The 12,554-nt window shown below is 62.1% G+C and carries 14 protein-coding genes; 10 read left to right on the top strand and 4 right to left on the bottom strand.

What is annotated here, in order from left to right:
• Positions 1-80 precede the first annotated feature (80 nt).
• From ACW9I6_RS05660 to phnX, 9 genes are all read left to right on the top strand, one after another.
• On the top strand, positions 81-347 hold the full coding sequence (locus ACW9I6_RS05660) for a PepSY domain-containing protein (protein ID WP_003210334.1): 267 nt from the start codon (positions 81-83) through the stop codon (positions 345-347).
• Positions 347-892 (top strand): cytochrome b/b6 domain-containing protein, encoded by a 546-nt coding sequence (locus ACW9I6_RS05665; RefSeq protein ID WP_457339031.1) that lies wholly within the window; start codon positions 347-349, stop codon positions 890-892. The genes ACW9I6_RS05660 and ACW9I6_RS05665 overlap by 1 nt, the downstream gene beginning before the upstream one ends.
• Positions 893-915: 23 nt before the next feature.
• A complete protein-coding gene (locus ACW9I6_RS05670; protein WP_256348682.1) occupies positions 916-2,184 on the top strand; it encodes a sialidase family protein in 1,269 nt (422 codons plus the stop codon).
• On the top strand, positions 2,184-2,783 hold the full coding sequence (locus tag ACW9I6_RS05675) for a hypothetical protein (protein WP_177040137.1): 600 nt from the start codon (positions 2,184-2,186) through the stop codon (positions 2,781-2,783). The genes ACW9I6_RS05670 and ACW9I6_RS05675 overlap by 1 nt, the downstream gene beginning before the upstream one ends.
• The gene (locus tag ACW9I6_RS05680; protein WP_301051461.1) at positions 2,783-4,801 is read left to right on the top strand and encodes an LTA synthase family protein; all 2,019 of its coding nucleotides are present in this window, start codon (positions 2,783-2,785) and stop codon (positions 4,799-4,801) included. Before ACW9I6_RS05675 ends, ACW9I6_RS05680 begins: the two co-directional genes overlap by 1 nt.
• Positions 4,802-4,927: 126 nt before the next feature.
• The gene (gene psrA / locus ACW9I6_RS05685; protein ID WP_457339032.1) at positions 4,928-6,019 is read left to right on the top strand and encodes an iron-containing alcohol dehydrogenase PsrA; all 1,092 of its coding nucleotides are present in this window, start codon (positions 4,928-4,930) and stop codon (positions 6,017-6,019) included.
• A gap of 93 nt (positions 6,020-6,112) precedes the next feature.
• Positions 6,113-7,408 (top strand): MFS transporter, encoded by a 1,296-nt coding sequence (locus tag ACW9I6_RS05690; RefSeq protein WP_003210345.1) that lies wholly within the window; start codon positions 6,113-6,115, stop codon positions 7,406-7,408.
• A gap of 36 nt (positions 7,409-7,444) precedes the next feature.
• Positions 7,445-8,317, top strand: coding sequence for a LysR substrate-binding domain-containing protein (locus tag ACW9I6_RS05695; RefSeq protein WP_087695146.1), 873 nt, complete (start codon positions 7,445-7,447; stop codon positions 8,315-8,317).
• Positions 8,318-8,405: 88 nt separating this feature from the next.
• A complete protein-coding gene (phnX, locus tag ACW9I6_RS05700; RefSeq protein ID WP_457339033.1) occupies positions 8,406-9,233 on the top strand; it encodes a phosphonoacetaldehyde hydrolase in 828 nt (275 codons plus the stop codon).
• Positions 9,234-9,272: 39 nt separating this feature from the next.
• Here the strand turns inward: phnX and ACW9I6_RS05705 are convergent, their stop codons facing one another.
• Complete coding sequence (locus tag ACW9I6_RS05705; RefSeq protein ID WP_457339034.1) at positions 9,273-10,238, bottom strand: oxidoreductase; 966 nt, start codon at positions 10,236-10,238, stop codon at positions 9,273-9,275.
• A gap of 97 nt (positions 10,239-10,335) precedes the next feature.
• Between ACW9I6_RS05705 and ACW9I6_RS05710 the strand changes: the two genes are divergently transcribed.
• Positions 10,336-11,280: an AraC family transcriptional regulator gene (locus ACW9I6_RS05710; RefSeq protein WP_102606355.1), complete on the top strand. Its 945-nt coding sequence runs from the start codon at positions 10,336-10,338 to the stop codon at positions 11,278-11,280.
• On the opposite strand, the gene ACW9I6_RS05715 is transcribed toward ACW9I6_RS05710, so the two are convergent.
• Genes ACW9I6_RS05715 through ACW9I6_RS05725 form a run of 3 tightly spaced genes read right to left on the bottom strand, consistent with a single transcriptional unit; the run spans position 11,244 to position 12,535 of the window.
• Positions 11,244-11,690 (bottom strand): NUDIX hydrolase, encoded by a 447-nt coding sequence (locus tag ACW9I6_RS05715; RefSeq protein WP_087695149.1) that lies wholly within the window; start codon positions 11,688-11,690, stop codon positions 11,244-11,246. The genes ACW9I6_RS05710 and ACW9I6_RS05715 overlap by 37 nt on opposite strands.
• A gap of 30 nt (positions 11,691-11,720) precedes the next feature.
• Positions 11,721-12,104 (bottom strand): c-type cytochrome, encoded by a 384-nt coding sequence (locus ACW9I6_RS05720; RefSeq protein ID WP_087695150.1) that lies wholly within the window; start codon positions 12,102-12,104, stop codon positions 11,721-11,723.
• Positions 12,101-12,535 carry a bleomycin resistance protein gene (locus ACW9I6_RS05725; protein ID WP_087695151.1) on the bottom strand — a complete coding sequence of 145 codons (435 nt, stop codon included), beginning with the start codon at positions 12,533-12,535 and terminating at the stop codon, positions 12,101-12,103. Before ACW9I6_RS05725 ends, ACW9I6_RS05720 begins: the two co-directional genes overlap by 4 nt.
• Positions 12,536-12,554: the final 19 nt, after the last annotated feature.

Genomic DNA, 12,554 nt, shown 5'->3' on the forward strand with positions numbered 1-12,554 from the left:
TTACGGGCCGTTGCCAACTAAGCTTTCGCTAAGGTTGGTTTTGCACAGTGAAATCTCCCACATCTGCTGAGAGTGCTTCCATGCGCAAAATTCTCTTGCTGTCGCTGATTATCGCCAGCCCCATGGCCTTCGCCGGCCCGCAATGCACCACTGCCGAGCGCTCGCAATGGCAGGACCAGAAGGCCTTTCAGGAGCAACTCAAGGCCCAGGGCTACGAGATCAGCAAGTTCAAGGTTACTGACGGCAACTGCTACGAGATCTATGGCTTTGACAAGGACAAGCGCAAGGTCGAGATCTACCACGATCCAGTCACCGGAAAGGCCGTGAAGACAGAGATCAAGGGCTGATGCCAGCCACCTCCCTGCGCCTCTGGGACCCGGTGGTGAGGGTGTTTCACCTCTCCATCGCCGGCGTCTTTGTGGCCAATTACTTCTTCAACGAAGCAGGCGACGACTGGCACGTATGGCTGGGCTATTACGCCATGGCCTGGTTGCTGGTGCGGTTGGTGTGGGGATTTGTCGGTCCGCGCAGCGCGCGCTGGGCGGACTTCTGGCCAACGCCGGAACGGCTCATGGGCCATGTGCGTTCACTGCTCAACCGCCGGCCGCAGCACCGCCTGAGCCATTCGCCCATTGGCGCGCTGGTGATGATTCTGATGTTGCTGGCGCTGCTGGCTATCGGTGCCAGTGGCTTTTTGATGCAGGAAGTCGACGCCCTGTGGGGCGCCGATTGGCCGCTGCTGTTGCACGAAACTGCCGCCAATGTACTGGCCGGCCTGGTAGGCGTGCATGTGCTGGCGGCGTTGTTTGAAAGTATCCAGGTGCGGGACAACCTGCCGTTATCCATGCTCACCGGCCGCAGGAGGCGCCTGCCGGATGACCGTGCGCAGTAATCCTTTTTCCCGACAGGTTCTCTATGCGCCCGCTTTTAATGATCTGCAGTCTGCTGGTGGTGTTTTTCGCTGCCTGGCAAAGTCATCCGCCCCACGTATTGGCGCCGTTTGCCCAAGGCCCCAAGGACAGCTCGCCAACAGAGGCCGCCCCGCAATACAGCAGCCGCTTTGTCTCCTCGCAGCTCAATGACTTTGTGCATTCCTCCTCGGTCACCGCCCTGCCCGGCGGCGACCTGATGGCCGTGTGGTTTGCCGGGTCCCGCGAGGGCGCCGCCGATGTGCAGGTGCGCACCGCGCGCTTTGACGCGAAAAGCGCCGAGTGGGGCCCGGAGCACGTATTGGCCACCCGTGAAAGCACCCGCGACGGCACGCACCGCTACATCCGTAAACTGGGCAACCCGGTGATCGCCCTGGCACCGGACAATCGCCTGTGGATGTTCTACGTTTCGGTGTCGGTAGGCGGCTGGGCCACCAGCGCGATCAACGTGATGGTCTCGGATGACCTGGGGACGAACTGGTCGGCCCCTCGGCAACTGATCACCTCGCCTTTCTTCAATATCAGCACGCTGGTGCGCGCCGCACCGGTATTCCACGCCGACGGTTCCATCGGCGTGCCGGTGTACCACGAGTTCATGGGCAAATTCGCCGAGTACCTGTACTTGAGCCCCGACGGTGCGGTGGTCGACAAATTCCGTATCAGCCGTGGGAAGAACTCGCTGCAGCCGACCATCGTCCCGCAGGACGGCCAACGCGCCATCGCCATGCTGCGTTACGCCGGCGAAACCCATCACCGAGTCCTCGCCAGCCGCACCGAAGACGCCGGCCAAACCTGGAGCGAGCCTTACCCATTGGAACCGTCCAATCCCAACTCCTCGCTGGCAGCCGTCAGCACTGAAGGCGACGGTTTGCTCGTGGCCCTCAACGACCTGCAGGACGGCCGCTTCAAGCTCAGCCTGTACGGCACCGATGCCAAGCTCAATCAGTGGCGCACCGTGGTGGAACTGGATCAATCCCCCGACCCCTTGGGCCAACCGTTCTCCCCCGAGGCCTACAAGGAAATCATCGGCGAAGGCTTCCGCGCCTCCAGCGGCGCCCTGCGCCTGCCGCTGGAACAACGCTTCCTCAGCAACCTGGACTACCGGGTGTGCAAGCCCCGTGGCTGCGATTTCGAATACGAGTACCCGTACTTCAGCCGCAGCCCGGACGGCATGTACCACCTGGTGTACTCGTGGAATAACACCTTTATCAAACATGTCAGCTTCAACGAAGCCTGGCTGTCGGAGCGCCTGTGATGGTTTCTGTATGGCAAGCGCATTTGAGTTTTGTGCTGTTGGGTTTTGTGCTGCTCAGCCTGTTGCGCGTCACAACACCCTGGCGCCCCTGGCTGCTGCCGGTGTTGGTGGTGGTGAGTTTTATCCCGGTCAACGAACTGCCGTTGGCGGCGTATGTGCGCAGCTTCACCGATGACCTGGCCATCAGCACCCTGGTGTTGTTGGTGTGGGTCAGCCTGTGCCGGTTGGGCGTGGTGCAGCCGCTCCAGCGCCCGCAGAAGGTCCAGGTGCTGCTGCTGTTTGGCATCCTGAGCCTGGTGCTGTACCCGGCAACGATGGGCCTGACGTATTTCGACCCCTACCGCTGGGGTTTCAACCCTCGGCCGATGATCGTGCTGATAGGCGCGGCAGCACTGTTGATGCTCTGGCTGCGTAATACGCTGGCGGTGTGGATGCTCGCGGCGGGCACCCTGGCGTTCGCACTACGGCTCAAGGCCTCGGAAAACTACTGGGACTATCTGATCGACCCACTGCTGACGGGCTACTGCCTGGTGGCCGGGTTGTGGATGCTGGCGATGGCTGCCTGGCGCCCTCTTTTAAAATTGCACAGAGGTCAATGATGGGATGGTTGCACTCGCGCCGCCTGCGCTACGGCGTGGGCGCGATCGGTTTGGTATTTGCGTTACTGGCGGCACTGCGGCTGGTGTTTGTATGGGGATTTTCCGGGGTCGACCTAAGGGACCCCGCACTGCTGGAAACCGTGGGCATCGGCCTGCGTTTCGACCTGCGCCTGGCGGTGCTGATCCTGTTGCCCCTGGCACTGCTCGCCTGGCTGCCACGCTGGAACCTGGTGACTGTCCCCGCCCTGCGCTGGCTGGCACGGGGTTATCTACTGCTGGCGCTGGCCATCGTCGGGCTGGTGTACATCATCGATTTCGGCCACTACGCCTACCTCGGTGTGCGCATCAACGCCACGGTGCTGCGTTACCTGGAAGACGCGCAGATTTCACAACAGATGGTGTGGGAAACCTACCCGGTGCTGTGGATAACCTTGAGCTGGCTTGCCGCCGTCGGCCTATGGACCTACGCCCTGGTTCGCCTTGAACGCATCACCCTGGATGGCGAACGCAAACCCATTGGCAAGTTGGCCATCGCATCCGTGGCCACCGTCGGCGTGATCGCGGTATTGCTGGCCCTGCTCGGCCGCGTCGCCAACCTCAATATCGAAAACCCGGTGCCCCTGCGCTGGAGCGACGCGTTCTTTTCCGGCAACAACCAGATCGCCGCCGCGGGCCTCAACCCGGTGCTGTTTCTGTACGACACCCTCAAGGTCGGCCAGTCGCAATTCGATGAGGCGCGGGTGCGAGAGCATTACCCGCAAGTCGCGAATTATCTGGGGGTCAGCCAGCCCGACCCCGAGCAGTTGAACTTCGCCCGTGAACAAGCCGTGCAGCCTTATCGGCTCAAGGGCGAGCGCCCGCCGAACGTGATCTTCGTGATGCTCGAGTCCCTCGGCACCAGCGCCGTGGGCGCCTATGGCAACCCGCTGAACCCCACGCCGAACCTCGACAAGCTGGCGAAGGAAAGCTGGTTCTTCAAACACTTCTACGTGCCCGTCACCGGCACCGCCAAAACCGTGTGGGCGAGCATCACCGGCGTGCCCGACGTTACCCGCCAGGAGACGGCGACCCGCAACCCGCTGATCACCCGGCAACACACCTTGATCAATGCGTTCGAGGACTACCAGAAGCTCTACATGATCGGCGGCAATGCCGGCTGGGCGAATATCAACGCCTTGATCCGCCAGAGCATCGACGGCGTGAAGCTGTATGACGAAAGCCACTGGCGCTCGCCACGGGTGGACGTGTGGGGCGTTTCGGATCTGGACCTGTTCAAGGAAGGCGACGAACTGCTGCGGGCCATCCCCAAGGACCAACCGTTCTTCGCCTACCTGCAAACCTCCGGCAATCACCGCCCGTTCACCATCCCCAAGACCAACGATGGCTTCAAGGTGCATGACCTCACCGTGGAACAAGTCCAGGCCGCAGGCAGCCGCAGCGTCGAGCAGTACAACGCCGTGCGCCTGCTGGACTTCAACATCGGCCGCCTGATGGAAATCGCCAAGGCTGGCGGTTACTACGACAACACCATCTTCGTGTTTTTCGGCGACCACAACACCCGAATCAGCCAGATTCCGCACATGGCGCCGGCATTCGAGCAGCTTGGGCTGGAAAGCAACAACGTGCCGATGATGATCCACGCGCCCGGCCTGCAACCCCGGGTGATCGAAGAAGCCGTCGGCCTGGCGGACCTGCTGCCGACCGTGGCCGGCATGGCGGGCATACCGTTCCGCAATGGCGCGATGGGCCGGGATATCCAGCAACCTGCGCCGGAAGGCGAGCGCGTGGTGCCGCTGGTATTGCGCGAGGGCACGTTCCCGCTGATCGGCGGCGTGACCAAGGACTTCCTGCTGCAAATGGAGCACGACGGCAGCTCGCCGACCCTGCATGACCTGGCGTCGCAAACGCCGAGGGACAATGTGGCTCAGCAGTATCCCGAGGAGTTTGAGCGGTTGCAGGGGCTGACCCGTGGCCTGCATGAGAGTGCGCGATTGATGTTGTTCCGGAACGTGCGCTGAAGTCACCTGACGGTCGGGCTGTACTATCGGCCCAGCCAATCCATCCCCACAATCTATCGATTTGAGGTCCACCTCACCCTCCCCGACTATGGCGGCACTTCCAATAACAAAAACCAGGAACCCGCCATGACTGCCCGCTTCCACAACCCGGTAGACACCCGCTTCGGCTGGGGCTGCCTGCAAGAACTCGCCGCTCTTACCGAAGGCCAGAGCGTCGCCCTCGTGACCTTTCCCGAAGCCCGCGGGCTCGGTTTGGTAGACCGCATCCAGGACCTGCTGGGTGAGCGCCTGGTGTACGTCATTGAAGACGTACAGCCCAACCCTGACGTGGCCCAACTGCGCGACACCTACGAGCGTTTCTGGCTGCAGGCCGGTGACTGCCAGGTGGTGGTCGCCGTCGGCGGTGGCAGTGCAATTGATACGGCAAAGGCCCTGATCGTCGGGACCGAGTCCGGGGATTTCGACGAGCTGCTGGCGTTGCTGGCCACCGGTAAACCTTTCGCGCCGGCCCGCCACAAGCTGTTGATTGCCGCACCGACCACCGCCGGCACCGGCAGCGAAGTCACGCCATGGGCGACGATCTGGGACTCCGCCAGCCTCAAGAAGTATTCGCTGCACCTGGACTGCACCTGGCCGACAGTGGCGATCATCGACCCGCAGTTGATGCTGACGGTGCCGGCCGGGGTCACGGTGTCCACCGGGCTGGATGCCTTGTCCCATGCGCTGGAATCGATCTGGAACGTCAACGCCAACCCGGTCTCGGACACCTTCGCCATCTCCGCCATCGAAGACATCCTGGAATGCCTGCCGCGCTTGCGGCGTGACCTCGGCAACCAGGAATTGCGCTCGCGCATGGCCTTGGCGGCGCTGAAAGCCGGCCTGGCTTTTTCCAACACCAAGACCGCCCTCGCCCACTCCATCTCTTATGAGATGACTCTGCACCACGGCCTGCCCCATGGCATCGCCTGTTCCTTCACTTTGCCGCTGGTACTGGGCCTGGCATGGGGGCACGACGCCGCGCGGGACCGCACTCTGCAACGGGTATTCGGCACCGACCTGCAGCAGGCCCAGGCGCAGTTGCGCGACTTCCTCCACAGCCTGGACGTGAAGACCGAATTTGCCGACTACGGCGTGAATGCCACCGAGGCCGAGGCGATGATCCGCTTCGCCCTGCAAGGCGCACGCGGCAAGAATTTCATCGGCGCGCAAGCGGCCTAGACTCACCGTAATTCAGTCGTTTCCTGTTGCACCTATCAAGAGTGCCCCCCAGCGGCTGCGGTCGCCGGGGCGAATAACAATAAGGAAAACATCATGAATCGTGCACACGTGCTGCCTGTTCCTGCCGTCCGTACCTCATCGTTTCGCGTAGCCCAGTGGCGCATGCTGCTGGCGGCGATGTTTTGTTATCTGTTTTTCTACACCGGCCGTCAGACCTTCGGCTTTGCCATCCCCGGGATCCAGGCCGAGTTCGGCCTGACCAAGGAAACCCTCGGCTGGGCCTCCGCGGCGATGCTTTGGGCCTACGCGATTGGCCAGGCGATCAACGGCAACCTCGCCGACAAGTTCGGCGGCCGCCGCATCATGACCCTGGGCGCGGTGCTGTCCTGCGCGGCCAACTGGGTCACCAGTTTCGCCAGCGGCTTTGCCGGGCTGATCCTGCCGTGGGGCATCAACGGTTACTTCCAGGCCCTCGGCTGGGCACCCGGCAGCCGGTTGATTTCCAATTGGTGGAGCGCCGGCGAGCGCGGCAAGGTGTATGGCTTTTATGTGTTCGCCGCTGGGTGCGCCTCGGTCCTGTCGTACGTCACCTCCATCGTGGTGCTGGAAGTGTTCCAACTGGAATGGCGCTGGATCTTCCGCCTGCCGGTGCTGTTGATGTTGGCGGGCGGCATTATTTTCTACCTGGTGGCCCGCGAGCGGCCTCAAGACATGGGCTTCGAGCCCCTGGCCGATACTGGCGTGGCGAATGCCGAAGACAAGAATCATGAAGTGGCCCACGGCGAAGTCGAATCCTCGGCGCAGCGCTACAAGGCGGTGCTGAAAAATCCGCGGCTGATCATCGCCGCGATCTCCCTGGGTTTCCAGAACGCCGCCCGCTACGGCCTGATCGTCTGGGTGCCGGTGCACTTCCTCGGGGCCAACTGGAAAAGCGGCGACAGCATGATCGACCCCAAGTGGATCACCGTGGCCCTGCCGGTGGGCATGGCCATCGGCGCCCTGAGCAACGGCTGGGTCTCGGACAAGCTGTTCGGCTCCAAACGCTACCTGGCGATCATGCTCTACATGTTCCTCGGCGCCGCCACCAGCCTGTGGATGTGGAGTTTGCCGCCCCACAGCGCAATCGGCCTGGTAGCGTTGTTCCTCTGCGGGTTCTTCGTGTATGGCCCGGCGTCGAGTTTCTGGGCGCTGTGCCCGGACCTGGTCGGCGCCAAGCGTGCGGGTACGGCCACGGGCGTGATGAATTTCTCATCCTATCTGTTCGCCGGCCTGGCGGAACCGCTGATCGGCAGTATGCTCGACAGTACCGGCAATACCTCGCTGATCTTCATCGTCGTGACCTCGGCCTGCCTGTGCAGCGCAGCGGTGGCGTTGTTTATCCGACGTTGATGACCGGCCCGGCGGACCTCAGGAACAGGACTCGTTATGTACCAGTACCACAAGTGGCTGCGCTCGTTTCATGCGGTGGCGAAGACCGGCAGTTTCACCCTCGCCGCCGAATACCTGAGCGTCGGCCAGCCGACGGTCAGCGAGCAGGTCAACGGGCTGGAGAAGCAGTTCTCGGTGGAGCTGTTCCACCGTCGCGGGCGGTTTATCGAGATGAGTGCCGCCGGGCACGCCCTTTACGGGATCACCCAGGGGCTGTTCGGCCAGGAGGATGAAGCCATGCAACTGTTGCAGAGTTTCAAGCAGCGCAAGACCGGGCTGCTGCGCCTGGGCGCGGTGTCGCCGCCGATCGCGATGAACCTGACCTACGAGCTGATGCAGCGCCACCCGGACATCGAACTGGAAACCTCGTTTTCCCCGGAAAAGGAAACCCTGGACCGGCTCTTCAACTTCGATATCGACGTGGCGATCCTGGCCCTTTCGGAGTTCGACCAGCGCTTCGATACCCAGCTGTACCGGCGCTATCCGATTATTGCGGTGGTGCGCGATGACCACCCGTGGGCCCGGCAGAAAGAGGTGCACGTGGAACAGATCAGCCGCGAAAAGTGGGTGATGCGCGAGAAAAGCTCACGCACCCGGCAACTGGTGGAAGAAAGCTGCAAGCGCCAGGGCATCGCCGTGAACTGCGTGATGCAGCTGAACAGTCGCGAAGCCATTGTGCACGCGATCACCAAGGGCATCGGCATCGGCTTTGTGTCTGCCGTGGAATACGCCGAAACCCCGGGCACCACGCCGATCACCTTCGTCGACCATCCGTTTTTCATCGACTACCACTTGTGTTGCCTGGGCATCCGCCGCAACCGACCGATGATCGCCGAGCTATTCGAGGCCAGCCCGATCCCGGCCACCTGATCGTCTTGACCGTTTAAACCCTCACCAGGCGCTTACCTCTTCTTTGAGAGAGGGACGGCCTGCTCACACCTGAAAATGGAGACTTGCCATGCACTACCAACAACCTTCCAAGCTGCAAGCCGTGGTCCTGGACTGGGCCGGCACCGTCGTCGACTTCGGTTCCTTCGCCCCCACGCAGATTTTTGTCGAGGCGTTCGGCGAGTTCGGCGTCGCCGTTTCCCTGGAGGAAGCCCGCGGCCCGATGGGCATGGGCAAGTGGGATCACATCCGCACCTTGTGCAACCTGCCGCAGATTGCCGAGCGTTATCGGGCGGTGTTTGATCGCTTGCCGACTGACGAGGATGTCACCGCACTGTATGAACGCTTCATGCCGTTGCAGATCGAGAAAATCGCGCTGCACTCGGCGGTCATTCCCGGCGCCCTTGAGGCGATCAACACCCTGCGCGGGCAGGGCTTGAAGATTGGCTCCTGCTCCGGGTACCCGGCGGTGGTGATGGCCAAGGTGGTCGAGCTGGCGCGACAGAACGGCTACGTCGCCGACCATGTGGTGGCGACCGACGAAGTGCCCAACGGGCGCCCGCATCCGGCGCAGGCACTGGCCAACGTGATTGCCCTGGGGGTCAGCGATGTGGCCGCGTGCGTGAAGGTCGACGACACCTGGCCGGGGATCCTGGAAGGCCGTAGCGCCGGCATGTGGACGGTGGCGTTGACCTGTTCCGGCAACGCACTGGGTTTGACCTACGAGCAATACAAGGCCCTGCCTGCTGCTGAGCTGGCGCTGGAGCGTGCGCGCATTACACAGATGTTCGAGGGCTCGCGGCCGCATTACCTGATCGACACCATCGTCGAACTGTCGGCGGTGATCGACGATATCAATGCGCGTTTGGCGCGCGGAGAAACGCCGCAGGGTTCTTGATGGGCCGATGGGGTCAGTGAGCTGACCCCACACTGCGGCCTATCGCCCTGCGACAAGCTGCTCGCTAAGTATCCACAGCCGCTGCGCCAACCCGGTATCCACCGCCCACGGCCTGACACCCAACTGCTCTTCCGATTCCGCACTCACTGCCGCCGCCACATCACAGTTCTCGCAATAGACCCCGCCCATTCCCGCCAACTGCCCACTCACCGCGCACCACACACTGGTGGCCGCGCCTTGCTCCGGGGTTTTCATGTTCCGCTCAGGGTCGATCACCGGTTTCCCGTGCTCGTCGACATAGCCTGATGCCTGCAAGACTTCAGGCTTCATGTGCCGCACCAGATCGGTAATGATTCCACCGGGATGCACCGCAAAAGCCTTTACCCCACTCGCCGCACCGAGCGTATCCAGATGCACGGCGAACAGCGCATTGGCAGTCTTGGACTGACCGTAGGCCCTCCATGGATCGTAGGCCTGGCGCTCGAAATTCCAGTCGTCAAAGTCGACGGCGCCGTGCACATGCCCCCGTGAGGACAGCGTCACCACCCGTGCACCTTCGGCGCGCTGCAAGGCCGGCCACAGGCGCTGGGTAAGCAGGAAATGCCCGAGATGGTTGGTCGCAAACTGAGATTCGTAGCCCTGGGCATTGCGGCTCAACGGCGGCGCCATGATGCCCGCGTTATTGATCAGCAGGTGCAGCGGGCAGCCTGTCGCCAGAAAGCGCTCGGCAAACTGTTCGATGGACTGGGCGTCCATCAAGTCCAGGGGTTCAAGTTGCAGCTGTGGGTAAGGTTTGAGTGCGGCGCGTGCCTTGGCCAGGTCACGGGCCGGGATGATCACGCGGGCGCCCGCGGCAGCCAGGGTACGGGCGGTGACCAGGCCAATGCCGGAGTAGCCGCCCGTGACAATCGCCACCTTGCCCGAGAGATCGACGCCCCGGATGACTTCGGCGGCGGTGGTTGCTGCTCCATAGCCGCTGTGGATCGGTTTTTGTACTGTGGGCATGACAGAGTCTCCATTGGACGTGTGGTTAACACGCTACCCCTCGAAAGCCGTACTCTGAATACTCGATTATCCCATTTACATGCGTAAAAGTACGAGTATGCCCAGCGACCCGTTTTCCGAGATTCTCACGTTCGTGAATGCCCAATCGGTTATGACCGGCGGCTTCAGCGCGGGCGGCGCCTGGGCCCTGCGTTTTCCCGCGCCGGACAAGATCAAGTTTTTCGGGGTGGTGAAGGGGCAGTGCTGGTTGTGGATGGATGGCGAACTGGCGCCGGTGTTGATTGAGGCGGGCGATGTGTTCCTGCTGTGTGCGCAACGCTCGTTTGTGCTTGCAGGCGATGTGTCGGTCGCGCCTTTGGAAGCGCGGCAATTATTCGCTGACGCCGGCCGCTTCCCGCAAATCGGTGACGGCCAGGGCTGTGTGCAAATCGGCGGCTACGTGCAACTGGACCCGGAGAGTGGCGGCCTGCTGGCCAACGCGCTGCCACCCCTGATCCACGTGCGGGCCACGTCGCCGCAAGCGACAATTGTGCAATGGCTACTCGGCCAGTTGGCACATGAGGGGCAAGCCAATTTGCTCGGGGCAAGCTTGGCGTCGGCGCAACTGGCGCAGTTGATGTTTATCCAGATCCTGCGGGCCTATGTCGAGACCTCGGGCGTATTACCCGAAGGCTGGCTGCGCACGGTCAGCGACAAGCGCCTGGCCCCCGCGCTGCGCTTGATACACAGCGAGCCGGGGCGTGCCTGGACACTGGAAGACCTGGCTACGGCGGCTGCGATGTCGCGCACCACCTTTTCGCACTACTTCAAGAGCGTTGCCGGGGTACCACCGTTGGCGTACCTGACCGAGTGGCGCATGCGCCTTGCGCAACGAGCGTTGCGCGAGGGGAATCTGTCAGTGGGCGTGTTAGCGCAGTCGTTGGGGTACGGTTCTGAAAGTGCGTTCAGCAACGCCTTCAAGCGAGTGACAGGAAAGGCCCCGAGGCATTATCGGGACGCGTGCCGTCAATCCAGTAGCGCGGCGCCCTTGAGCAGCGCGTAAAGCCCTTCCGGTACCAGTGGCGACTGCGCGGTGAAGCTTGAGCTGCCCTTCCAACTCACCTTGAACGCAAAACCGTTGCTTTCAGCACCGTCAAGATACGGCTGCTCGTATAGGCTCTGATCCGCAAATTGACCATCGTAGACCTGGACGATCTCGTGTCCGGGGTGGCCGTCGTAGGTAAAGATGCTTTCAAGCGTGCCGAGCAGGCGCAGGCTGTGAATCGGCTGCGCCAGTTCCTCCTGGACTTCTCGCACGATGGCCTCGGCGCTGTGTTCACCGAATTCGATGCCGCCACCGATGGGGCGAAAGACTGTCTGCTGTTTCACCGCATCCTGGAATTCGTGAACCAGAATTCGACCGTTGCGGTGAAAGATACAAAGGGCAAGCGCCCGGATACGCGGTGCGACCATGGAGTGAAATCCTTGTCTTGGGATCGGTGTTTATTGCGCCTGAAATGTCGCAAGGTACGCCAGCAAGTTGTCGATTTTCTCCTGATCGCTGATCCCCCAGAAAATCATCCGGGTGCCGCTCACCACCTTTTTCGGCGCCTCGATATAGGCGGCCAGCTTGTCCCGCGTCCAGACCACGCCTGAATTTTTCATCGCATCTGAATACTGATAGTCAGTGGTGGTGCCAGCCGGTCGACCAATGATGCCGTTGAGTTGCGGCCCGAAACCGCCCCGTGCATTTTCGCCGACGCTATGGCAACCGCCACAGGTTTTACTGAACAGCTTTTCACCGGCTTGGGCATCGCCTTCTGCGAGAGCCTGGAGACTGAAGGCCCCACCGATCAAGGCAATGGCCAGTAAAGCGGCGTATTTCATGAATGAGTCCCCACAGGTCGTTCGCCCAACCGCTGCACCAGACGCACCAGGTAGCCGTCCGGGTCTTGCACGATGAACTGCCGCTGCCCCGCTTCCACCTCACCCGCCCGGTACCAAGCGTCCTCAACGTCGCGGAACAGCGGCCAGCCGATGGCAGCCAGACGCTGCAGAACAGGCGCCACGGCAGGCACATCGATTTGCAGGTTAATGCCTCGTCCCAAGGGTTTTTCCAAGGGTGCGGTCAGCCACTGGCCGGCATCCGGATCGTATTGCTCCAGCATGATTTGCGCGCCTTGCAGGTCGAGGTAGGCAAAGCCTTCTTCGGAGCGCTGATAACCAATGTCGAATCCCAACTGGGTGACCCAGAAGTCGAGGCTGCTCGTGAGGGCCGTCACGATGAGTTCGGGGACGAGGGGGTTTCGGATAAACATGAGAATCCTTGGGGTGCCT

This window comes from Pseudomonas sp. SDO5522_S412, from assembly GCF_054071215.1.

Bases quoted from the DNA above. Each gene is read 5' to 3' on its own strand.
- ACW9I6_RS05675 (WP_177040137.1), top strand. From the start codon at position 2,184: ATGGTTTCTGTATGGCAAGCGCATTTGAGTTTTGTGCTGTTGGGTTTT.
- ACW9I6_RS05710 (WP_102606355.1), top strand. From the start codon at position 10,336: ATGCCCAGCGACCCGTTTTCCGAGATTCTCACGTTCGTGAATGCCCAA.
- ACW9I6_RS05660 (WP_003210334.1), top strand. From the start codon at position 81: ATGCGCAAAATTCTCTTGCTGTCGCTGATTATCGCCAGCCCCATGGCC.
- ACW9I6_RS05665 (WP_457339031.1), top strand. From the start codon at position 347: ATGCCAGCCACCTCCCTGCGCCTCTGGGACCCGGTGGTGAGGGTGTTT.
- psrA (WP_457339032.1), top strand. From the start codon at position 4,928: ATGACTGCCCGCTTCCACAACCCGGTAGACACCCGCTTCGGCTGGGGC.
- ACW9I6_RS05705 (WP_457339034.1), bottom strand. From the start codon at position 10,238: ATGCCCACAGTACAAAAACCGATCCACAGCGGCTATGGAGCAGCAACC.
- ACW9I6_RS05695 (WP_087695146.1), top strand. From the start codon at position 7,445: ATGTACCAGTACCACAAGTGGCTGCGCTCGTTTCATGCGGTGGCGAAG.
- ACW9I6_RS05670 (WP_256348682.1), top strand. From the start codon at position 916: ATGCGCCCGCTTTTAATGATCTGCAGTCTGCTGGTGGTGTTTTTCGCT.
- ACW9I6_RS05690 (WP_003210345.1), top strand. From the start codon at position 6,113: ATGAATCGTGCACACGTGCTGCCTGTTCCTGCCGTCCGTACCTCATCG.
- ACW9I6_RS05725 (WP_087695151.1), bottom strand. From the start codon at position 12,535: ATGTTTATCCGAAACCCCCTCGTCCCCGAACTCATCGTGACGGCCCTC.
- ACW9I6_RS05720 (WP_087695150.1), bottom strand. From the start codon at position 12,104: ATGAAATACGCCGCTTTACTGGCCATTGCCTTGATCGGTGGGGCCTTC.
- ACW9I6_RS05715 (WP_087695149.1), bottom strand. From the start codon at position 11,690: ATGGTCGCACCGCGTATCCGGGCGCTTGCCCTTTGTATCTTTCACCGC.
- phnX (WP_457339033.1), top strand. From the start codon at position 8,406: ATGCACTACCAACAACCTTCCAAGCTGCAAGCCGTGGTCCTGGACTGG.
- ACW9I6_RS05680 (WP_301051461.1), top strand. From the start codon at position 2,783: ATGGGATGGTTGCACTCGCGCCGCCTGCGCTACGGCGTGGGCGCGATC.